The organism is Paraburkholderia sp. GAS33, from assembly GCF_050436645.1.
In the GTDB taxonomy this organism is placed as follows: domain Bacteria; phylum Pseudomonadota; class Gammaproteobacteria; order Burkholderiales; family Burkholderiaceae; genus Paraburkholderia; species Paraburkholderia phenazinium_B.
The window spans coordinates 83,148-105,570 of the sequence record NZ_JBNDMP010000016.1; the positions used below are offsets into that span (position 1 = coordinate 83,148).

Consider the following 22,423-nt stretch of genomic DNA (forward strand, 5'->3'; position numbering starts at 1 on the left):
ATCTTCAATATGTCTGACCGAACGATTATAGACTGGCCCGCCTGGACCGATTCGCCACCCGGACGCTACGTGCTGGAATGGGAACAGGCGCAGCTCGACCGTGTGGTGTCGGACGTGTTCGGCTACCACGCGCTGCAACTGGGCCTGCCGCAGCTCGATGCCCTGCGCGAGAACCGCATGCCGTGCCGTGGCCTCGTGCTGGATGCCGCCAGCGGCGCGAGCGCGCCGTACGAATTCCCGCGCGCGGCGGGCGCCGCTGCGCCCGAAAAACATGCGCCGCTCGGGCGCAGCGCAGTCTGGTGCGATCTGCTCGATCTGCCGTTCGAGGCGCAGAGCGTCGACCTGATCGTCATGCCGCATACGCTCGAGTTCACCCGCGACCCCCACCGGCTGTTACGCGAGGCCGAACGCGTGCTGATGCCCGAAGGTCAGTTGATCATTCTCGGCTTCAATTCGCTGTCGCTGTGGGGAGCCCGGCAATCGGTCGGCAAGATGACCGGGCGGCCGTTCGTGCCAGCCGCGCACGACCTGATTGCGTTCACCCGTCTGAAGGACTGGATTAAACTGCTCGGCTTCGACCTTGAACGCGGACGCTTCGGCTGCTATCGTCCGCCCCTCGTCAGCGACCAGTGGCTCGCGCGCTATGGCTTCATGGAAGCCGCCGGCGACCGCTGGTGGCCGATCTTCGGCGCCACCTACATGGTGAAGGCGATCAAGCGCGTGCGCGGCATGCGTCTCATCGGCCCGGTAAAGGTGAAAAAGCCCGTGCTTGCGGCAGGCCTCGCCCCCGCCGCCTCTCCGAACACACGCAACCAGAGAAAATGACTTCCGAACTCATCGATATTTATACGGACGGCGCCTGCAAGGGCAACCCCGGCCCAGGCGGCTGGGGCGCGCTGCTGCGCTACGGCGCGCAGGAAAAAGAAATGTTCGGCGGCGAAGCGAACACCACGAACAATCGCATGGAGCTGATGGCGGTAATCGCCGCGCTCGAAGCGTTGAAGCGGCCTTGCAAGGCGGTCGTGCATACCGACTCGCAGTATGTGCAGAAAGGCATCAGCGAATGGATCCACGGCTGGAAGAAGAAAAACTGGATGACCGCTGCGAAGACCCCGGTGAAGAACGCTGACCTGTGGAAGCGGCTCGATACAGCAGTCCAGCGGCATGAGATCGAGTGGCGCTGGGTGAAAGGTCACGCGGGACATCCGGAGAACGAACGTGCGGACGCGCTGGCAAACCGTGGGGTCGCTACGCTGGCGGAGATTTGAAGCGCGCTTTTTTGCTGCAATTTGCTTTCGCGTTGGCGTCTCAGTTTTCTTCGCGCTTCTGCCGTAATGTGCTTCCGCGTTAGGTTCGCGGTTAGGTTTTTTCTCAGCCAATTTCTAGAGCAGGCTAATCCGACATGCGTCAACTCATCCTCGATACCGAAACCACCGGCCTGAATGCGCGCACCGGCGATCGCGTTATCGAAATCGGCTGCGTCGAGCTGGTGAACCGCCGGCTCACAGGCAGCAACCTGCACTTCTACATCAACCCGGAGCGCGACAGCGATCCGAGCGCATTGGCGGTTCACGGCCTGACCACCGAATTCCTGAGCGACAAGCCGAAGTTCGCCGAGATCGCCAACGAGTTGCGCGATTTCGTTCAGGGCGCGGATCTGATCATCCACAACGCGCCATTCGATATCGGCTTTCTCGACGCTGAATTCGCGTTGCTCGGGCTGCCGCCGTTCAGTTCGCATTGCGGCGAGGTGATCGACACGCTGGTTCGCGCCAAAGCCATGTTCCCTGGCAAGCGCAATTCACTGGACGCGCTGTGCGACCGCTTCGGCATCAGCAATGCACACCGCACGCTGCACGGCGCACTGCTCGACTCGGAACTGCTCGCTGAAGTTTATCTGGCGATGACGCGCGGGCAAGAGAGCCTCGTGATCGACATGCTGGGCGAGGCATCGACCAGCAGCGGAGAACGTGCGCCGCGCGTGGCGCTGAGTTCGCTCGAGTTGCCGGTGATCGTTGCAAACGAAGAGGAACTTGCCGCGCATCAGGCGGTGCTCGATGGCCTCGACAAGGCGGTCAAGGGGACGAGCGTTTGGCGTCTCCAGCCTGTGTCGACAGCGGATGAGCAGACTGCTTAAAAAGTGCTTTACGAGCCGAAGATCCTCTGACATAATTTCGCTCTCTTCGGGTGGTTAGCTCAGCGGTAGAGCACTGCCTTCACACGGCAGGGGTCACAGGTTCAATCCCTGTACCACCCACCAGTATTCAGCCGAAGTCTCTGGAAACGCCTCCAGCGCTGGTTTGGCCAACTATTCCGGCCGGCAGCGAGCTTCTGCTAACGCAACACAAAAAAGCCCTGCAACCGCGGGGCTTTTTTTCGCCCATATTCTCCGGCAGCACCGCGCACCCGATCGGGTCAACCTCTTGCAGTCGTTCGAGTCACCATGGCCGCAGCGTCGGCTATCAAAGTGGCACGGCCGCTCGCTCGCATGAGGTCGCCTATCGCCTTTCTGCCACTGGAACTCACCGACTCACGGCGGATAGCGCAGATAGCTTGTCCGTCATCTATCAGACAATTCACAGTAGCATTCGACTGGTAACCGCCACTGCGCCGCGAGGGGTTTAGAAGCCAACGGTCCATATCGCCCGGAGCGGCTTGCAAATGTTGTCGAGGCGGAAAGACTTTGCCTGGCCGATTCAGCGCGGGATCTTGCATCGTATCCTGCTCAATCGTAGCGGCGACGGGATATCCCGCCGGGTATCGTCGACGTGGTAATGGGTGACGTAGGATCCCGACACTATCGGTCAACGTGCAGCGACGCCTTCCGCGTAAGGTGGACCTATGAATGACAACAATCAAACAGACCAACGGGATCCAGTCAGGGTATTCGAAGGCGTGGTGCCTCGCAGCCTGCTCGAATACATGAATAGCTCCATTGATACTGCAAGACATGAATGGCGCCCGGCCGACGGTCGACGCGCCGCAACGATGGCAAGGAATTTCACCGAGTTGCTGCGGGCGTCCGACAGCTTCAATGCGATGGAAAGTCGGGCATGCTCTGCCGCTCGTGGTTGGGCGGCCATCGTGCTCGGCAAGGAACTTACCGGCGAGCCGCTTTATGTACTTCGTTGCGTCGACTCTGGCATGCCTTCACAGAGCTACCTGCGACATTACGATTCCCACATCCTGACGATACTGATTATTTTGCAGCTTGCTGACGGATACGATCGATGCGGCGATCTCGTCGTGTACAAGCGCCAGCGCGAGTCGATTTCGTTGATTGCCAACGTGCGCACCAAGACCTGGCTCATGATCGAGCATGCACTTCCGCTCCCCGTCCGCCGCGCGCTGCTCGATCGTGACCGGTCCAGAGGGCGATGCGATCGAATAGTGTGCTTACCCGGCAATGCCTACGTGTTCAACGGCTTTGTTACGCTGCACAGCAATTTCGACGTCGAGTCAGGGGAACGACGCTCCTTGATCATCCACTACTACGACCCTGGTTTGACCGCTGGACTCCAACGAATCACCCAGACTTTCCGTGGATTCCGCGACCGTCTCGCAGATTTATTCTGAGACCTCTTCCATTCTTCGTATCAAATCAACCACATCCACGCCGCCCGCTCTTGCAACCGCAATAAAGCCACTATATATTCGAGCTTCGGACATCAGTTCCGTCCAACCTTGTTCTTCACTTCACTCAACTCTAAAGGGAGGCATCACATGTTGTTCAGCGTGCACATTGCCACCCTTTACGTGGCCTCGCGACCTTAACTAGTCGCCTACGCAGGTCCGCCGTTTCGGCAAACCTGCGCATTTTCCAGACGGTCTAACACTAGCTTGCCAGTTCGGTCTGGCCCGCTTCGGCTGTCTATTCCTATTGCTTCTGACTGGAATCCCGGGGTCTCTGCGTCCCCAGGCCGTGACCAATGACTACAAAAAAACTCGACTTACGCGGACAAGTCTTTAAGGACGTCCTCGGCTTCACCGTTCGACACTGGCGCGAACAACCCTGGCGCATCTTCGCCGTCACCAGCCTGGTGCTGCTCTCGGCATTGGCCGACGTGCTCACGCCGCTGTTCGCGGGGCACCTCGTCGACGCGATCGCATCGGGCTCGGCCGGCAACCCGGCCGCCTGGCATGCGGCCGTGACCGCATTCGCCATTCTGGCCGGACTCGGTCTCGGCGCCACCCTGCTGCGCCAGGGCGTCTTCATGAACATCATCGTGCTGACGCTGAAGATGATGAGCAAGATCGCCGCCAATGCCTTTCACCGGGTGCAGCGTTTTTCGACCGACTGGCACGCCAACAGCTTCGCCGGCTCGACAGTGCGCAAGATCACGCGCGGCATGTGGGCGCTCGACATCCTGAACGACACGCTTCTGGTGGCGCTGTTCCCGTCGCTCGTCATGCTGGTGGGTTCCACCGTCCTGCTCGGCGTGCGCTGGCCGCTGATGGGTGCAGTCGTCGGGCTCGGCTCGATCCTGTACATCGCGATAACGGCGATGCTGTCGCTCGGCTTCGTCGCACCCGCGGCGCGTCTGGCCAACGCGTGGGACACCCGGATGGGCGGCGCACTCGCCGATGCGGTGAGCTGTAACACTGTCGTCAAGGCGTTCGGCGCGGAAGCGCGCGAAGAGGTGCTACTCGGCCGCATCATCGATAAATGGCGCCATCGCACCAGGCGGACGTGGGTGCGCGGCACGCTCAACGGCGGTGTCCAGGGCGGCATGCTGGTGGTGATCCAGGCGTCGATCCTCGGGGCCGCGCTGTACTTGTGGGCTCACGGCGAGGCCAGCGTTGGCGATATTACGTTCGCCCTGACGATGTTCTTCATGTTGCAAGGCTATCTGCGTGAAGTAGGCATGCACATACGCAACCTGCAGCGCTCGGTCAACGACATGGAAGAACTCGTCGCGCTCGAAAAGCAGCCTCTCGGTATCGAGGACAAGCCCGGCGCACGGTCGATCAGGATCGAAAAGGGCGAGATCCGTTTCGAGCACGTCACGTTCCACTATGGCTCGCTCGCCACGCCGCTGTACGACAACTTCTCGGTGCGCATTGCGCCGGGCGAACGTGTCGGACTGGTGGGGCATTCGGGTTCGGGCAAGACGACGTTCATCAAGCTGATCCAGCGGCTTTACGATGTGACGGGCGGCCGTATCACGATCGACGGACAAGACATCTCCCTGGTCAGTCAGTCGTCGTTGCGCAGCCAGATCGCCATCGTTCAGCAGGAGCCGGTGCTGTTTCACCGTACGCTGGCGGAGAACATCGCCTATGCGCGTCCCGGTGCCACGCGCGCCGAGATCGAACGGGCCGCGAAGCTCGCCAGCGCTCACGACTTCATCGTGACGTTGCCCAACGGCTACGACACGTTGGTGGGCGAGCGCGGCGTCAAGCTCTCGGGCGGCGAACGTCAGCGCGTGGCGATTGCGCGGGCGTTCCTGGCGGACGCGCCGATCCTGATTCTGGACGAGGCCACTTCGAGTCTCGACAGTGAAAGCGAGTTGCTGATCCAGCAAGCCATGGAACGGCTGATGGTGGGACGCACGACGCTCGTCGTCGCGCACCGGTTGTCGACTGTTCGGGCGCTGGACCGGCTGCTTGTACTCGATAAGGGCAAGGTCATCGAGGAAGGTAGCCATGAAGCGCTGATCCAGCACGAGAAAGGCTTGTATCGCAGGTTGTTCGAACGCCAGGCGCTGGAGTTAATCAAGGGCCTGTCCGAACCGGACGTGAGGGCGGCAGTGCGTGGCGTCAGCACCAGCAGCAATGGCAATGCTAGCGCCCGGCAGATCGACGACCCGGAAATGCTGGTGGACGAATAATCCGCAAGCAGCGGGGAGGGATGCACAGCATCCCTCCCCTGCTCCGCAAAAAAATTTTCACCTTACCTCTTGACAGTCTATCTATCAGTAGATAAAGTTCGATCCATGGAAACGACATCGACGGTCCGCGAACAGATCCTCAACCACGCAATCACGCTGATGATGATGCGCGGCTATAACGGATTTAGTTACCGTGATCTGTCGAGTCTGGTCGGCGTAAAGACCTCGAGCATCCACTACTACTTTCCGTCGAAAGACGACCTGGTACTGGAAGCGGTGAACGAGTACAGCAAAGAGGTGTTCGACGCCATCCACACTGTTGACGCTTCCTTGCCGGCTGATGCAAAGCTCAGCAAGTACGCAAAGATGTTTGGCAGAACCCTCGGTGACGGCAATCAGATCTGCCTGTGCGGCATGCTGGCTGCGGACATCGAGTCATTGCCCGAGAACATTCGCCACGCAATACAGGCGTTTTTCAAGGCGAACGAAAACTGGCTGGCCAAAGTTCTCGCGCAAGGTGCGCAGGAAAAGACGCTGGCAGTGAACGGCAAGCCGGAAAACGCGGCGCGCACGCTTTTCGCCGCATTCCAGGGCAGCGTGCTGGCGAGCAGGTTGTTTCACACCAAGGCTCGGCTCGAAGATGTCGAAGCCTCGGTGAGAATCTCGCGGTAAAGCAGTCGAATTGCGAGGTGGTACGCCACCTCTTTAGTTGGCCGAGTTATCTATCTTTGAGTAGATAGATAACCGGGAGATGTGAAATGGAAGCACGCACTTTTTGTAGATGGAAATCTATCTAGTAGTAGATAGTAAACTTTAGCAACTCAACCTCTTGAAAGGAGTTTCACCATGTCCCTCGACAAAGTTCTCTACCGCGCCCAAGCCCACGCAACCGGTGGCCGTGACGGTCGTGCTGTTGTGCCCGCAGGCAATCTCGACTTCAAGCTGACCACGCCGAAAGAGCTGGGCGGAGCCGGCGGCGAAGGCGCCAACCCTGAACAACTGTTTGCGGCCGGCTACAGCGCGTGTTTCCTCGGCGCGATGAAGTTCGTCGCCGCACGCGACAAGATCGCCATCCCGGCGGATGTGTCGATCGACGGCAGCGTCGGCATTGGCGTAATTCCGAACGGCTTCGGCATCGAAGTGGAACTGAAGATCTCGCTGCCCGGCATGGCACGCGAAGCGGCGCAAACGCTGGTCGACCGTGCGCACATCGTCTGCCCGTACTCGAATGCAACGCGCGGCAACATCGACGTGACGCTGACGATCGCCTAAGCCCCACTTCAACTACATCAACCGGAATCCACCATGAAGACCGTCAAACCCATGCTGCTCGCCGTCGCTCTTGCTGTCAGCACGACGTTTGCCGTTGCCGCGACGCCGGCAGCACCCGCCACGCCCGACCAGGTGACAAGCCAGTTCCTCCATGCCCTCAACAGCGGCACAGGACCGGCAATCAATACGTTGACCCCGGCCGAGGCGCGTCAGGTGCTGATCGGTGCGCAGAACAGCGTCAAGGTCGATCTGTCGGGCATCGAAGTGTCGAACAGGACTATCGAACAGGACGGTATGACCGTACCGATCACGATCGTACGTCCGCAGGGCGCAACGGGTACCTTGCCGGTCTTCATGTTCTTCCACGGAGGCGGCTGGATTCTTGGCGACTTCCAGACCCACGAGCGTCTGGTACGCGATCTCGTCGTGCAGTCCGGCGCGGTGGCGGTGTTCGTCGACTACACGCCGTCGCCGGAAGCACGTTATCCGGTGGCGATTAACCAGGCGTACGCGGCGACCAGATGGGTTGCGGCACATGGCAATGACATTGGCGTCGACGGCAGCCGACTGGCGGTGGTCGGCAATAGCGTGGGCGGCAACATGGCCGCGGTGGTCTCGCTCATGGCGAAAGACAAGCAAGGCCCGACGATCCGCTTTCAAGGTTTGATGTGGCCGGTCACGGATAACAACTTCAACGACGGCTCGTACAAGGCCTATCCGGAAGGACACTTCCTGACCGCTCCGATGATGAAGTGGTTCTGGGACGCGTACACGAAGGACCCGAAGCAGCGTAACGAAATTTACGCATCGCCGTTGCGTGCCTCATTGGATGAGTTGAAGGGCCTGCCACCTGCGCTGATTCAGGTCGCCCAGTTCGACGTGCTGCGTGATGAAGGCGAAGCTTACGGACGCAAGCTCGACGCAGCAGGCGATGACGCGACCACTGTCCGCTACAACGGCACGATCCACGATTTCGGCTTGCTCAACGCACTCGCCGAGGACGCACCGACGAAGGCCGCGATCAAACAACTCGCCAACGAATTGCAATCGCGGCTGAAGTAAGTCACGCAGCAAAGAAAGGCAAATCCGGCAACGGCGCATCATCAGGCAACACTGCGCCGTGTCAGGCCTGACGCAGCGAAGTATCGAGCGCACGGGCGGCGACACGGTCGCCTTCAGTGGCAAGCGCCGCACGAAACACCGTTTGACGGTTGTGCCCTGCTGCTGCGGGAGAATCCCACAGCAGTTCAACCTTCGGCCGGCGATGCATCCAGCCCACCTGGGCTGCCGCACGCGGCACCGACGCGGCGGCCGCAGGCGAGGCGGGTGCGCTTTGGGTCTCGGCAGCGTCGACAACCATCGCTGCGGCAGCGCTCCCGGCAACGTTCGCAGGAACTGGCGCGGACACCGGTGCCGGCGTCGCGCCGCCAGCCTGCCCGTCAGGCCAACGCACCGACAACTCGCGGGCGTCATACTGCCCGAGCTTGCGGCTTTCCACCCAGACAACCACCGTGCGCGTCGTGGCATCGACAGAGATCGCGTAGCGCCCTATCGCAAAGCGGCGCGCCGCAACGTTGGTGCGCCACAGTGCACGCGGACGGCAGATCCACATGACTGCCGCATACAAGGCCGGCGCCGCCACCAGCCAGCCGTTGGTTGCTGCTATCGTCTGCAACGCGCGACGCCCGCCCGCGCTCCAGACGAAGGCGCCCACCGAAAAGACCGCGAACAGGAATCCCAGGAAAGCGAACACTCGCAACGCCTGGCGCAGCCATTGCGGCAGCGGATGAAACGGGCGCTCGGCGCGGGCGCGCGCGCCCGGCAAAAAGATCAGCAGGAACAGAAAAACAAGGTTGATGCAGGCCCATGGCGACGAAGCCATGGCGGCCAACGACGACACAAAGTCCATCGTCGACATCGAAAACAGCCACCGCGCCAGAATCACGAGACCGATGGCACGCAACGCGAAAATCGTTCCGGCGCCTGGCGCCGCGTTCGCACGCGTCTCTTTCGTTCTCGCCAAGGCATCCTCCTGTCGTTGACGACGCCGCAGCCCAATTTGCGGCACGGCCATTATAGGGATATTACCGAGGCGGCTCACGGTTACTCCCTCCAAAACACCACTTTCAACACATTCATGACGCAATGCGCGGCGCCCATGCAACAACGCCCCGCGTGCATCGAGCACGCGGGGCGTTGTCGGTGTCCAGCAAGCCGTCTACAGGCAACGGCGCCGAACGGTACAGCCTACGAGAGTGTCAGCTTGCGTTGACTTCGCGCAGCACGGTACGGCGCTTCTGACGAAGCAGTTCTTCGTACGAAGCAACGTAGTTCTGCGCCATCACCTTCGACGAGAAACGCGATTCAAACGCCTTGCGGACCGTTTCGCGCGGCAGTGTGTTCAGACGCTTGACGGCAGCGACAGCGCTGATTTCGTCTTCAACCACGAAGCCCGACACGCCGTTCTCGATCACTTCCGGCACCGAACCGCGGTTGAACGCAATGACCGGCGTACCGCAAGCCATGGCTTCGATCATCACCAGACCGAAGGGCTCCGGCCAGTCGATCGGGAACAGCAGCGCGTGGGCGTTGCCGAGGAATTCGGTCTTCTCTGCTTCGCTGATTTCGCCGATGTATTCGACGTGCGGCAGCGACATCAGCGGCTTGATGACTTCTTCGTAGTACGCGCGGTCAGCCTTGTCGAGCTTGGCGGCAACCTTGATCGGCAGGCCGGCTTGTTCGGCGATGCGGATCGCCGTGTCGAGACGCTTTTCCGGCGAGATACGGCCGAGGAAGGCGAGATAGCTCGGCTTGACGTTGGGGATCGGCTTGAGCAGGTTTTCCGGCAGACCGTGATACACGGTCGACAGCCAGTTGGCCTGTTGCAGCGGCATACGCTGGTTGTCCGAGATCGACACCACCGGCACGTCGCTGAACGTGTTGAAGATCGGTTGCAGTTCCGGCAGATCGAGACGGCCATGCAGCGTGGTCAGGAACGGCACCGGCTGACGGGCGAACAGCGAGAACGGATAGTAGTCAATGTGGAAATGCAGCACATCGAATTCATCTGCGCGACGGCGCACTTCTTCCAGCAGCAGCATGTGCGGAGCCATCACGTCGCGAATCGTCGGGTCCAGACGCAGCGCCTGCGGCCAGAACGCTTCGAGTTTCGCCGAGGTCTGCGAATCGCCGCTCGCGAAGAGCGTCACATCGTGTCCCTGTTCGACCAGAGCTTCAGTCAGGTAGGACACTACCCGTTCCGTTCCACCATACAGCTTGGGGGGAACCGCCTCGTGCAACGGAGCGATTTGAGCGATTCGCATAGAGAGAACTCCTCGTAAAAAATCAGGCAAAAGTACTGCGGTTTGTTAAAAGCGACTCGCTTTGCTCGCCTTGCCAGTCGCGCCGGGACTACCTGGCGCGGGCCTGTTTCTTCGAGAAATCCTGCGATGGATCGCTTGGTAAGGATGCCCAGACTGATCATCGTCACCAGGCTGCACATGTGCTTTAAAACGCATATAGGGCAGACTCGTTGACAACTTGTCAGATAATTTTCATGGGATCATCGAGGCTGCATTATGGGTGTCGACACCCCTGCGCAGCCCAAAACATTTCAAACACTTTACGTTGTTACAAAGCCGAAACACTTTGCAAACCCTTGTTTTCTAAGACAGTTCTAGAGTAAGGGCTGGCCTCGACACATGGCCCGCAGACGGCTTTTTGCAAATTCTTCCGTCAATGTTTCCAACGTGTTGCCCTTCGCCGCTTGGCCGAAAGTGCTTGCGCGTTGAATGGCTTTTGTAATTATATCTCGAAATTATTCCGCAAACTGAATGAACGACTGCCGCCTCGCGGGGTCGAGGAAACAGGGTGTTGCGGATGCTCATCGCGAAAATGAGTCGCGTCCCGTGCGGTTCGAACACGGCGGAATGCCTTTTGCGTGTTTACAATGCGAGCATCTGCCTTTTGTGGCGATGCGTCCCGTGGCCCATGCCGTTGCATGACATAACCTGAAACACACCGACCACACCGATCAATTGGAACATCTCACCATCGCCCAGCGCAATGCCCACAACGCCAAGCTCGCGAGCTATGCGCACAGGCCGCTTGCGTTTCTTTTTCGCTATATCCGCCGCCACCCGCTCGCGCATGCGATCGTCCTGTGCAGCGTGTTCGCGGCTGTGGGCTGTGCGCTCGCTTCTCAATATGCGATCAAGCATCTGATCGACGTGCTCGGCGGAGGCCGGCATCATCCCGGCCCGCTGTGGGGCGCGTTCGCCATCCTTGTCGGTCTGATTGCCGCGGACAATCTTCTGTGGCGGGTCGGCGGCTGGGTCGCTGCGCACACGTTCGTCGCCGTTACCGGTGATCTACGGCGCGACCTGTTCCAGTATCTGAGCGGCCATTCGCCAACTTACTACTCGGAAAAGCAGCCCGGCATGCTGGCGAGCCGGATCACGGCCACGTCCAACGCGGTCTACACGGCCGAGAACACGACAGCATGGAATGTGTTGCCACCGTGCATCGCGGTGCTCGGTGCCATCGTCATGATCACCGCCGTCAACCCGTTGATGGCGGGCGGTCTGATGGTCTGTTCGGCGATCCTCTCGGTGGTGCTCTACAAACTGGCCGGGCGCGGTTCAGCAAGGCACCATCACTTCGCCACCAAGGCGGCTTCAGTCGACGGTGAGCTGGTCGACGTGATCAGCAACATGGGCCTCGTGCGCGCGTTCGGCATGACGATTCGCGAGCAGGCGCGCTTCGGCGCAACGGTCAAGGCCGAGATGGACGCGCGCCAGCAAAGTCTGCTCTATCTGGAGAAGCTGCGCCTCCTGCACGCGGTCATCACAGCCATGCTATCGGCGGGCCTGCTCGGCTGGGCGCTGTGGCTGTGGGACAACGGCCGGGCTACGTCCGGCGACATCGTGCTGGTCAGCTCGCTCGGCTTCACCATCCTCCACGGCACGCGTGACCTTGCCGTCGCACTCGTCGACGTCACGCAGCATGTCGCGCGTCTCGCCGAAGCGGTGCGCACGCTGCTCGAACCGCACGGCATGCCGGACCGCTCGGACGCCGTCGAACTGGTGCCGCAGGGCGGACGCATCGACTTCGAAACCGTGACGTTCGCGTATCCGCGCCGCCGGCCGATTCTCGATCACTTCCAGTTGCATATCCCAGCCGGACAGCGCGTTGGGCTGATCGGCAAATCGGGCGCAGGCAAGTCGACTGTGCTTTCGCTGCTACAGCGCTTTTACGAGACGCAAGGCGGGCAGATCAAGATCGACGGTCAGGACATCGGATCGATTACGCAGGACAGCCTGCGCCACGCCATTGCCGTCGTGCCGCAGGACATCGCCCTGTTCCACCGCACGGTCTACGAGAACATCGCCTACGGCCGCCCTGAGGCAAGCCGCGACGAAGTGCTCGCGGCGGCCCGCGAAGCGCGCTGTTCGGACTTCATCGAAGCCATGCCGGAAGGCTACGACACGATCGTGGGCGACCGCGGCGTCAAGCTCTCGGGCGGTCAGCGGCAGCGCATTGCGATTGCGCGCGCCATCCTGAAGAATGCGCCGATCCTGCTGCTGGACGAGGCCACCTCGGCGCTCGACAGCGCGTCCGAAGAAGCGATCCAGAAGGCGCTCGACCGGTTGATGGTGGGCCGTACCGTGGTGGCCATCGCTCACCGCCTGTCTACGCTGAACAGCTTCGACCGCATCATCGTGATGAGCGCGGGCAAGGTCGTGGACGACGGCACGCCGGAAGAACTGCGCAACCGTCCGGGGTTGTACCGTGATCTGCTCGCGAAGCAGTATGGCAAAGGCGCCACGCTGCATGCGGGCGGCAAGAAGGTCGACGAACAGCACGTGGTTTGAGCGTTGGCGTGGTGGCGGGCAGGTTCGGAGCCGCCGCGGCCACCGTGACGATCTACCTCAATGCGAAAAAAGCCGCTTCGATGTTTGAAGCGGCTTTTTTGCGCCCGGACACAGTGTGTTGTGCTGGCTGGGTATCTGCGCGGCATGCACCGTCACCCCGCCAGCGACTCACGGCCGACCGCTGGCGCCCCCTCCTCGCCGTCCACCACCGTGCCCGACGCCTGCAAATCGCGCATGAAGTTATCGCGCCACACCGAGACGTTGTTCTCGCGCAAGCGCACCATCATGTCGCGATAACGCGACTGACGCTCGACGAGCGGCATCGACAACGCAGTCGCTAGCGCCTCTGCCATGCCGTCGATATCCACCGGATTGACGATCAGCGCGCCGTCCAGTTCCTGCGCTGCGCCCGCGAAACGCGACAGCACCAGCACGCCCGGATCTTCCGGATCCTGCGCCGACACATATTCCTTGGCGACGAGGTTCATGCCGTCACGCAACGGTGTGACGAACCCAACGTGCGCCGTGCGAAATAGCGCCGCCAGCACCGACCGCTCGTACTGGCGATGAATGTAGAGAATCGGCGCCCAGTCGAGCTCGGCGAAGCGGCCATTGATACGCCCCGATTCGCCTTCCAGTTGCAGACGGATGTCCTGATAGGCATTCAGGTCGGCCCGGGTCGGCGGTGCAATCTGTAGAAACGAAACCTTGTTGCGCTGCGCCGGGGAATGCTCAAGCAGACGCTCGAAGGCCCGGAACCGCTCCACCAGCCCCTTCGAATAGTCGAGGCGGTCGACGCTCATGATGAGCTTGCGCGAGTGCAGCGTCGCCTTCATCGTGCGCACCGGCTTGCCGCGCTCGCCTGCTTTCGCGAGTTCGGCGATCTCGTCCGGATAAACGCCGATCGGATACGCCGACGCCTTCAAGGTCCGGCCAAACGCCTGCACGACAGCTGGGCCCCCAGCGGACGCTTCGACGCTGCCGTTAGCCTCGTTGACGATGTAGTCGCAAAACGCGCGCAGGTCGGGCGCGGTCTGGAAGCCGAGCAGGTCGAACGAGCACAGCGCTTCGACAAGTTCGCGATGCGGTGGCACCGCCAACAACACCTGCGAGGCCGGAAACGGGATATGCAGAAAGAAGCCAATGCGATTCTTGACGCCCGCCGCACGCAAGGCCTGCGCAAACGGGATCAGATGATAGTCGTGAACCCAGATCACGTCGTCAGCGCGTAACAGCGGCACGAGTTGCTGCGCGAGCCACGTGTTGACGCGGCAATAACCGCCGAAGTCATGGCGGTCGTATTGCAGCAGATCCGCGCGGTAGTGAAACGCCGGCCACAAGGTGGCATTCGAAAAGCCGCGGTAGTACTGGTCGTAATCGCGCCGCACCAGCGCGATGGTGGCGAAAGTCACCGGGCCGCGCTCTTCCACGCTGATCTGCGGTTGCCCGGAGCTGAGCACGTCGCCGCTCCAGCCAAACCACATGCCGCCGGTTTCCTTCAGCGCATCGTAGACGCCGACCGCCAGACCGCCTGCCGCCGGGCCGCCTTCCGAGATCGGCGCGACCCGGTTCGATACGATAATCAGTCGACTCATGAAGCGCGGTTTCCGTGCAGAAGAACGAGCGGAGTGCAGCGAGACGCAGCGCGAGTCATGCGCTGCGCGCCGCGGTGACGATGGCGTCGAGCCAGCCGAGCAACGCGCCCACCGAATCGAGCCGCGAGCGCGCAATCGTGTCGCCGGGGCCGACCTTGATCGACACGCCGCCGAGTTCATTGACGACCGCGAAGCCCTTCTCGTCGGTCAGATCGTCGCCGGCAAAAACCGGCCGGCGGCCGGTGAACGGCGGCTCATCGAGAAACGCCCGCACTGAGCGGCCCTTGTCGACGTCCTTCGGTTTGATCTCGTAGACCATCTTGCCGGGCTGCAACACGTAGGAGCCTGGATAGTCGGCCACCAGCCGCTCAGTGGCGGCACGCGCCACGGGCTCGCGATCCGGCGCGTTGCGATAGTGCAGCGCGAGCGCCGCTCCCTTGATTTCGAGCAGCATGCCGGCGTTTGCGTTGACGACCTCCGCCAGCACCTGTTCCATGCGCAACAGGCGTTCGTCATGAAAGCCGATGCGCTGCGTGTCACCGTTCGAATCGCGCCGCTCAGCGCCGTGCAGCCCCGCGATCGGCAAATCGGGCATGCCGAGCAAGCCGTCGATGCTCTCGATGCCACGTCCCGACACCACTGCGACGGCGCCGTTGGTGAGGCGGCGCAGCTCGGTCAGCAGTGTGACGACCTCAGGCTGCACCAACACGCCATCGGGCGTGGGGGCCAATTCGACGAGGGTGCCGTCGAAATCGAAGAAAAATGCCGTCTCGCTCAGAGACAGAACAGCCGGAGGTGCTTGCATTGGTTTATCTTGCCTTTCAGCCGCCTGGAGCTGCAAAAGTGTGCGCATCTTACCGCGCATCCCGCTATTTTTCGGGAAAGTAAGGCTGAGTGCAACGCCAGCAGGGGCATCCGCCCATCCGTCATGCAAAAAGCCGCTTGAAAACCGCGCGTTCCGTGCGGGTTCCGGTCCAGTACAACGCCCACCACTATGCGTCAAATTGCCTCTCAATGCCGGCCTTGCGGGCCCGCATATGACGCGGCTCAACGATTTGCGATACAGTCCAAGCCACTCTGACCGGTCTGCGCGCGAGCCGCAACACCGGGAAATACCAACCTCGGCCCTCGCGACGTACCGCCTTAAATCGAGTCATAGATGCCTGCTTTGTTCCCCAGAGTCTCTCGGCAACAGGTGCAACCGGATACGCCGTCGCTGCACATGGCTCGTCGTCCGCGTGCGGCGCAGCGTCTGCAACCGCAACGGTTCCTGACGCGGGGACTGCTGGCGCTAGGCATGGCCATGACGCTTGGGCTGCTCGCCGGCTGTACGCACAAGGAAGAGCCATGGCACCTGACGAACGTGACCGGCCATCTGCCCGATCTCGATTTCTCGCTCACCAGCGATGACGGCAAGCCCGTCACAGGCGACGCCTTCAAGGGCGATATCTCGCTCGTCTACTTCGGCTACACGCATTGCCCAGACGTCTGTCCCGAAACCATGGCGCGACTGATGCAGGTGCTCGCCGCCCTCGGCCCAGACGCACAGCAGGTGCGCATCCTCTTCATCACTGTCGACCCGGCGCGCGACACGCCCAAGGCACTCCATGATTACGTAGGCGCTTTCGACGCGCAGCACGTCGTGGGCCTGACCGGCAGTGACGGTCAGATCGAATCGATGGCGCGCAAATATCGCGTTGCCTATCAGATGGAAAAGCGCGATCCGACCGGCAACTACGAAGTCACCCATAGCTCGGCCGTCTATGTCTTCGATGCGCAAGGCCATGCGCGCCTGCTCGCCACCGATCGCGATGCACCCGACGCGGTCGCCGCCGATCTGCGTCGTATCATTGACAACCATTCCTGATCATTCGCGGCTTCGGCCGCTTTTTCTGCCTCTGCGTTTATGAACCTCAAAACCCGATCTCTCGCCGCGCTGGGCTGCACGCTCGCCCTCTCCTTTGGCTTCGCCGCCACCGCTGAAGCGGCCTCACCACAGGCCATTTCGGCGCAGCACGCGTGGGTGCGCTGGCTGCCGAGCGATCTGCCCGCCGCCGGCTACGTGACACTCGTCAACTCGGGCGACAAGCCGGTCGATCTCACCGACATCTCGAGCGACGACTACGAGGGTGCGATGCTGCATCAGACGGTGTCCAACGGTTCGACGCAGAAGATGGTGATGGTCGACAAGCTGACGGTGCCCGCGCATGGCGAGGTCGCCATCGCGCCGGGTGGATATCACATCATGCTGGAGCACGCGCAGCACAAGATCGCACCCGGCGATACCGTGCATCTGAAACTGCAGTTCTCGGATGGGGAAACGCTCAACGCACCGTTTGCCGTCAAGTCGCCTGCACAGGCTAACTGACAACAGGCGTTGAGGCAGAAGGGGAAAGCGCGGCGTGCAATGCGACCGCGCGAGACGGCTCAGGCCGAGCGCATCCAGACGTGCGGGATGCCGTCTTCCTCGTGTACGTCCGAGACCGGCTTGAAACCGAACGCGCCATAGAACGCTTGCAGGTGTGCCTGAGCATGCAGGCGCATCGGCACGCCGGGCCATTGTTTGGCGATGTGCCCGACCGCGCGCTCGAGCAGCTGGTTACCAAGCCCCATGCCGCGAAAATTCGCAGTGGTCAGCACGCGGCCTATGCGGATGTCGGCATCGCTGTCGTCAGGTAGCAATACGCGCAGGTAGCCCGCCAGCTTTGGCCGGCCTTCGTGAGAACCCAACGCAAACAGATGCCATGCCTGCATGTCGAGGCCGTCGATATCGCCGTACAGGCAATTCTGCTCGATCACGAATACCTCGCTGCGCGCGGCCAGCATCGCGTAGACCTCGGCGGTGGTCAGGTCGTCGAAATATTTCCAGCGCCATTCGAAACCCGGATGCGGCTTGGCTGTGGGATGCTGCGGCTCGTTCATGGGAAACACGTCAAAAGGGCTACGCCCTTGTGGGCGGGTGGATGCGGAATTATGCCGCGAATACAGCGCTTATTGCCACGTTATCAACCGCAATTGCCAACCGCCAATCGCGGCTCATTTGCCAAAAAACTTGCGCTGAACGTATGCCACGTTCTAAGCATCGCGCTACGTCGCGACGCCGACCCTTCGCCGCCGGTCGGTCAGTCGCTGAAGGGAATCTGCTCGACGGGATATTGCAGTCGTTCGATCAGGTTGCCTGGCCCGCACAGATGAAGCGCGCCAACCACCACGAGCGTGCGTTTCGGCGTATCCAAGGTTTCCCGCACGCGCGGCGCCCACGCGCAATTGCGCGCGTCGAGGATCGCGCTGCGAATCCCGGGCAAGCTGAATATCGGCGATTCGGCCGCCACATCGTAGATCGCCTGGAGATCACCCTGCAGCCACGCGGCCTGCATGCGCTCGAGCGTGCGCTGAGGTTCAGCCAGATCCGCGAGCAGCGATTCGAGCCCGGTGCAGATCGCCGACAACGGAATCGATTCGAGCGAAGCCACCACCTCCTCGGCGGTTTCCAGATACGAGTACGGCTTCGCTTGCGTTGCGGCTTCCCTGAGCATCCTTGGCTCGACACCTTCTACCACCCGCTGGCACAGCGTAGGGGCCGCCATCATCGCGGCCCAAGGACGCAACTCGCCGAGCGGCGCGAGCACACCAGCGGACGGCCACGATGCGTCCAGTCTGCGCCAGACCTCCGGCGGCAACGCGTGCTCAAGCGACTGCCCGCCCTCTCGCTTGAGGAACGGCAAGATGGCCTGCGCATCGGACTCAAAAACCAGCGCTTCCGCCCAATCGAACGCCTGCACGACCCAAGCGGGCGTTCGCGGACTGGAAGCGGAAAACAGATGCATCGAGCCGAGCAACCGCACATGGGTACCGGTGAGCTGAAAGTACATGGATCGAGATCGACGCCGTAGGTTCGAGAATTGAACGATAGTATTTCACAGCCGGAGAGAGCGGGCGATGTCTTCGGTGGGTATCTCTTTCGTTATGCGAACGATCTCTCAAATAGTTACGGGCGAGAATTCGCGCGACTGCCAATGAGCCGATATGCCTGTCGCTCTACGCTTTCCTTCTTGATCAACTACAGACAGCCCTCCACCACGTTAGAGAAGCATGTCTGGATGATCGAAACAGACGCAAAAATCGACGCAGAAAAAAGAAAAGCCCCGACAAGTCGGGGCTTTTCTTTTTAACTTCTGGAGGCGCGAGCCGGAGTCGAACCGGCCTAAACGGCTTTGCAGGCCGCTGCATAACCGCTTTGCTATCGCGCCGTAAGCGGACTGCTGAACCGTCGCAACAAGTTGCACGTACAACGGATTCGCAGATTTGTTCGATGGCCGGTCGGTCCACCAAACAAAAAGGGAAGCGTTGCTTCCCCGAATGTCTGGAGCGGGAGACGAGTCTCGAACTCGCGACCTCAACCTTGGCAAGGTTGCGCTCTACCAACTGAGCTACTCCCGCATGGTGCTGCTAACAACGTTCTGCTACTGCGTCACTACCTGATGCCCTATGCCAAGGCATCACACAAAACGCTGCTTCAAAAATCTGGAGCGGGAGACGAGTCTCGAACTCGCGACCTCAACCTTGGCAAGGTTGCGCTCTACCAACTGAGCTACTCCCGCGTTTTGCTGCTATCTACTGCGTATTTGCCACTCAATTACAACTTATTTGCTAACTACTGCACTCCGACTCAAACCTGCGTGCATCGGAGAAACGAGATTATGTATAAAGCGCTGAAACGTGTCAACCCCTTTGACGCGGGTGTTCTTCCGAACAGTTTTCGCTCACACGATCCCGCCCCGTTCACGAATCTGCGGCCACGCGAGCTTCATGTAGTAAAGCATCGACCATATGGTCAGGAACGCCGCCAGCAAGACGAGCCACATGCCCCACACGCGCGTGTCGATCGCGAAACCGGGTGCAAGCGGCAGCGGGCCATAGAACAGCAGCATGGGAATCGCGATCATCTGGCAGGTAGTCTTGAACTTGCCGAGCGAATTCACTGCGACGCTCTTCGAGGCGCCGATTTGCGCCATCCATTCGCGTAGCGCCGAGATGGCAATCTCGCGACCGACGATCACCAGCGCGATAGCTGAGTCGAGCCGCGCCAGTTGCACCAGCACGAGCAGCGCGGCGGTCACCATCAGCTTGTCCGCCACCGGATCGAGGAACGCGCCGAATGCCGAGGTCTGATTCCACTTGCGAGCAAGGTAACCGTCGAACCAGTCTGTCAGCGCCGCCAGGATGAAAACCGTCGCGGCCGCCAGATTGCGGTGGGCGGGGCTCATCATCATGTCTGGCAGATAAAACACGCCGACGACAAGCGGAATCAGAACAATCCGCAGCCACGTCAGGAAAATCGGGAAATTAAACGGCATGGGCAGGCGCAGGGTCTGACAAGAGAGGAGTTGCAATTGTGCCGTGTCATCAGGCCTGCCACAAGCAAACAGGCGGCAAACACACGGCAAACCGGCCGCAAACGGCACACAAACATCGGTCAAACTGGCCTATGAGACGCTGCGCGGATGCCGCGCGCCCACCAGGGGTCGCGCCGCATTTCGCGCAATCAGTGCAATTGCCGATAAATCTGCTCGGCGAGCGAGCGTGAAATCCCCTCGACACTCGCTAGATCGTCGATGCTCGCCGCCACCACCCCGCGCAAGCCGCCGAAGCGCGCCAGCAAGCGCTGACGACGTTTCGCGCCGATGCCTTCGAGTTCCTCGAGGCGCGAGGTTTGCCGCGTTTTGGCACGCTTCGCACGCATGCCGGTAATAGCGAAGCGGTGCGCCTCATCGCGGATCTGCGCGACCAGCATCAGGGCCGCGCTTTCCTTGCCGAGTTCGAGCGGCGCGCGGCCGTCCGCGAAAACCAGCGTTTCGAGGCCGACCTTGCGTCCCTCGCCCTTCGCGACGCCGACCAGCATCCCGCAATCGAGACCCAGTTCGGTGAACACCTGGCGCGCAATCTCCACCTGGCCCTTACCGCCGTCGATCAATACGATGTTCGGCAACGTGCCGCCAGCGGCCGGTTCGACGGCATCGGTCGCGAGGGCGGGATCGGCTGCGGGGTCTGCTGCGGGCCGCTCGAGCGCTTCATCCGCGGCGTTCGCGGCGGCTTGCGCCACCATTCTTTCGTAACGACGCGTGAGTACCTGGCGCATGGCGGCATAGTCGTCGCCGGGCGTAATGCCGGTGATGTTGTAACGCCGGTACTCCGACGACTGCATCTTGTGATGGTGATACACCACGCACGACGCCTGAGTGGCCTCGCCCATCGTGTGGCTGATGTCGAAGCATTCGATCCGCAGATGCGCGAGGTCGTCGCATTCGAGACTCAGCGTATCGGCGAGCGTGCGTGTACGCGATTGCTGCGAGCCTTGCTCGGACAACAGCCGCGCCAGCGCGAGCCGCGCGTTCTGTTCGGCCATCGCGAGCCACGCGCGCTTTTGTCCCTGAGGCTGGCGCAGCACCGTGACCTTGTGGCCCGCCTGCTCGATCAGCAGATCGACCAGTTCTCGATTCGACGGCGCGTGACTGACCACGAGCACCGGCGGCACGCGGTTGCCCAGGTAGTGCTGGGCGATGAAAGCTTCGAGCACTTCGGATTCGATGCCCGTCGCGAGACTGCGCGAGCGCTTGCTGGAGGGTGTCGCGGCAGGTTCGTTGTCGGTGTCCAGGGGTTCGTCATCGACGAGCTCGCCGGCTTCGTCGTCCGCGTCGGCGATTTCGTCCTCGGTCGTGGCGGTTTCATCGGACTCATCGGTTTCAGCAGGCAAATCACGCGCTATCGCCAGAGCATCAATCGTGTCGTCGTCAACGTCCGCGGCATCCGCTCTGCGCTTCGCCACTACGCTCGCCAACGCGGCCTCCTCCGCTACCCGCAGGCCCTGCGCCACCGCCGCCTTCAATACACCTTGCGCATCGGCATCTTCGTCTTCGAGACCGCCTTCATCAATGGTCAACGCGCTTTCCACATGCGCCGGGAAATACGCCTTGTCTCCCAGATGACGTCCACCGCGCACCATCGCAAGGTTCACGCACACACGGCCACCCAGGGCGACGACGGCGAGAATATCGACGTCGCTATCGCTGCCCACTTCAATCGCCTGCTGGTGCAGCACGGTCGAAAGCGAGCTCATCTGGTTGCGCACCGCCGCGGCCTGCTCGAACTTCAACTCGCCGGCGAACGCATGCATCTTCTCTTCGAGCTCCTTCATCACTTCGCTCTGCCGCCCGAGCAGGAAGCGCGAGGCATTGGCGACATCGCGTGCGTAGTCTTCCTCGTTGATCGCGCCCACGCACGGCGCCGTGCAACGCCCGATCTGATGCAGCAGGCAAGGCCGCGTGCGGTTGTTGAACACCGAGTCTTCGCAGGTGCGCAACTGGAACACGCGCTGCAGGATCTGGATGCTCTCGCGCACCGCCCACGCGCTCGGGAACGGTCCGAAATACTGGTTCTTGCGGTCCACCGAACCCCGGTAGTACGCCATGCGCGGAAACTTGTGCCCGGTCAGCTTCAGATACGGGTACGACTTGTCGTCGCGAAACAGGATGTTGTAGCGCGGCGTGAGGGCCTTGATCAGGTTGTTTTCGAGCAGTAGCGCCTCGGCCTCGGAACGCGTGACCGTGGTTTCGATGCGGGCAATCCGCGTCACCATCATTGCGATGCGTGGCGACAGCAACGTCTTCGTGAAATAGCTCGAGACGCGCTTTTTCAGGTCGCGCGCCTTGCCCACGTACAGCACAGCGTCATGCGCGTCGTAATAGCGATAGACGCCAGGCAGATGCGGTAGCTGCGCGAGCACCTTCTTCGGCTCGAATGTCTCGGGAGCTTCAGGAGTGTCTGGCGCTTCGGGAACGTCTGAATAGGTCAT

At 61.3% G+C, this 22,423-nt stretch carries 19 protein-coding genes and 4 tRNA genes; 12 read left to right on the forward strand and 11 right to left on the reverse strand.

The window, feature by feature from the left end; all coding sequences use genetic code 11:
• The first annotated feature begins 9 nt into the window (after positions 1 to 9).
• From P3T24_RS33900 to P3T24_RS33940, 9 genes are all read left to right on the forward strand, one after another.
• A complete protein-coding gene (locus tag P3T24_RS33900) occupies positions 10 to 825 on the forward strand; it encodes a class I SAM-dependent methyltransferase (protein WP_074263873.1) in 816 nt (271 codons plus the stop codon).
• Complete coding sequence (gene rnhA, locus P3T24_RS33905; RefSeq protein WP_429441131.1) at positions 822 to 1,268, forward strand: ribonuclease HI; 447 nt, start codon at positions 822 to 824, stop codon at positions 1,266 to 1,268. Before P3T24_RS33900 ends, rnhA begins: the two co-directional genes overlap by 4 nt.
• 134 nt (positions 1,269 to 1,402) lie before the next feature.
• A complete protein-coding gene (gene dnaQ / locus P3T24_RS33910; RefSeq protein ID WP_429441133.1) occupies positions 1,403 to 2,137 on the forward strand; it encodes a DNA polymerase III subunit epsilon in 735 nt (244 codons plus the stop codon).
• Between the two features lie 48 nt (positions 2,138 to 2,185).
• Positions 2,186 to 2,260, forward strand: a tRNA-Val gene (locus tag P3T24_RS33915).
• 581 nt (positions 2,261 to 2,841) lie between these two features.
• A complete protein-coding gene (locus P3T24_RS33920; protein WP_429441135.1) occupies positions 2,842 to 3,576 on the forward strand; it encodes a hypothetical protein in 735 nt (244 codons plus the stop codon).
• A gap of 353 nt (positions 3,577 to 3,929) precedes the next feature.
• Entirely contained in the window at positions 3,930 to 5,831 is a 1,902-nt protein-coding gene (locus P3T24_RS33925) for an ABC transporter ATP-binding protein (RefSeq protein WP_429441137.1), read from the forward strand.
• A 105-nt stretch (positions 5,832 to 5,936) separates the two neighbouring features.
• Positions 5,937 to 6,503: a TetR/AcrR family transcriptional regulator gene (locus P3T24_RS33930; protein ID WP_429404058.1), complete on the forward strand. Its 567-nt coding sequence runs from the start codon at positions 5,937 to 5,939 to the stop codon at positions 6,501 to 6,503.
• Between the two features lie 174 nt (positions 6,504 to 6,677).
• Positions 6,678 to 7,103, forward strand: a complete 426-nt coding sequence (locus P3T24_RS33935; protein ID WP_074263867.1) for an organic hydroperoxide resistance protein — start codon at positions 6,678 to 6,680, stop codon at positions 7,101 to 7,103.
• A 33-nt stretch (positions 7,104 to 7,136) separates the two neighbouring features.
• Positions 7,137 to 8,165 (forward strand): alpha/beta hydrolase, encoded by a 1,029-nt coding sequence (locus P3T24_RS33940; RefSeq protein ID WP_429441140.1) that lies wholly within the window; start codon positions 7,137 to 7,139, stop codon positions 8,163 to 8,165.
• Positions 8,166 to 8,226: 61 nt separating this feature from the next.
• Here the strand turns inward: P3T24_RS33940 and P3T24_RS33945 are convergent, their stop codons facing one another.
• On the reverse strand, positions 8,227 to 9,126 hold the full coding sequence (locus P3T24_RS33945; protein WP_429441142.1) for a hypothetical protein: 900 nt from the start codon (positions 9,124 to 9,126) through the stop codon (positions 8,227 to 8,229).
• A gap of 235 nt (positions 9,127 to 9,361) precedes the next feature.
• The gene (locus P3T24_RS33950) at positions 9,362 to 10,426 is read right to left on the reverse strand and encodes a glycosyltransferase family 4 protein (protein ID WP_074263864.1); all 1,065 of its coding nucleotides are present in this window, start codon (positions 10,424 to 10,426) and stop codon (positions 9,362 to 9,364) included.
• Between the two features lie 714 nt (positions 10,427 to 11,140).
• Between P3T24_RS33950 and P3T24_RS33955 the strand changes: the two genes are divergently transcribed.
• Positions 11,141 to 12,976 carry an ABC transporter ATP-binding protein gene (locus P3T24_RS33955; RefSeq protein ID WP_074263863.1) on the forward strand — a complete coding sequence of 612 codons (1,836 nt, stop codon included), beginning with the start codon at positions 11,141 to 11,143 and terminating at the stop codon, positions 12,974 to 12,976.
• 152 nt (positions 12,977 to 13,128) lie between these two features.
• Here the strand turns inward: P3T24_RS33955 and otsA are convergent, their stop codons facing one another.
• Both otsA and otsB read right to left on the reverse strand, forming a co-directional pair.
• On the reverse strand, positions 13,129 to 14,571 hold the full coding sequence (gene otsA, locus P3T24_RS33960; protein WP_429441145.1) for an alpha,alpha-trehalose-phosphate synthase (UDP-forming): 1,443 nt from the start codon (positions 14,569 to 14,571) through the stop codon (positions 13,129 to 13,131).
• A 55-nt stretch (positions 14,572 to 14,626) separates the two neighbouring features.
• A complete protein-coding gene (gene otsB, locus P3T24_RS33965; protein WP_429404051.1) occupies positions 14,627 to 15,376 on the reverse strand; it encodes a trehalose-phosphatase in 750 nt (249 codons plus the stop codon).
• A 492-nt stretch (positions 15,377 to 15,868) separates the two neighbouring features.
• Between otsB and P3T24_RS33970 the strand changes: the two genes are divergently transcribed.
• Positions 15,869 to 16,438, forward strand: coding sequence for an SCO family protein (locus P3T24_RS33970; RefSeq protein ID WP_429441219.1), 570 nt, complete (start codon positions 15,869 to 15,871; stop codon positions 16,436 to 16,438).
• Between the two features lie 39 nt (positions 16,439 to 16,477).
• Positions 16,478 to 16,939, forward strand: a complete 462-nt coding sequence (locus P3T24_RS33975; RefSeq protein ID WP_429441148.1) for a copper chaperone PCu(A)C — start codon at positions 16,478 to 16,480, stop codon at positions 16,937 to 16,939.
• Between the two features lie 59 nt (positions 16,940 to 16,998).
• On the opposite strand, the gene P3T24_RS33980 is transcribed toward P3T24_RS33975, so the two are convergent.
• The 7 genes from P3T24_RS33980 to uvrC form a co-directional block, all read right to left on the reverse strand.
• Positions 16,999 to 17,493 (reverse strand): GNAT family N-acetyltransferase, encoded by a 495-nt coding sequence (locus P3T24_RS33980; RefSeq protein ID WP_429441149.1) that lies wholly within the window; start codon positions 17,491 to 17,493, stop codon positions 16,999 to 17,001.
• A gap of 200 nt (positions 17,494 to 17,693) precedes the next feature.
• A complete protein-coding gene (locus P3T24_RS33985; RefSeq protein WP_429441152.1) occupies positions 17,694 to 18,443 on the reverse strand; it encodes a TraB/GumN family protein in 750 nt (249 codons plus the stop codon).
• A 304-nt stretch (positions 18,444 to 18,747) separates the two neighbouring features.
• Positions 18,748 to 18,821 (reverse strand) — tRNA-Cys (locus P3T24_RS33990).
• Positions 18,822 to 18,935: 114 nt separating this feature from the next.
• Positions 18,936 to 19,011, reverse strand: a tRNA-Gly gene (locus tag P3T24_RS33995).
• 85 nt (positions 19,012 to 19,096) lie between these two features.
• Positions 19,097 to 19,172: transfer RNA gene (locus tag P3T24_RS34000), tRNA-Gly, on the reverse strand.
• 162 nt (positions 19,173 to 19,334) lie between these two features.
• Entirely contained in the window at positions 19,335 to 19,928 is a 594-nt protein-coding gene (gene pgsA / locus P3T24_RS34005) for a CDP-diacylglycerol--glycerol-3-phosphate 3-phosphatidyltransferase (protein WP_074263858.1), read from the reverse strand.
• A 188-nt stretch (positions 19,929 to 20,116) separates the two neighbouring features.
• Positions 20,117 to 22,423 (reverse strand): excinuclease ABC subunit UvrC, encoded by a 2,307-nt coding sequence (gene uvrC / locus P3T24_RS34010; RefSeq protein ID WP_429441154.1) that lies wholly within the window; start codon positions 22,421 to 22,423, stop codon positions 20,117 to 20,119.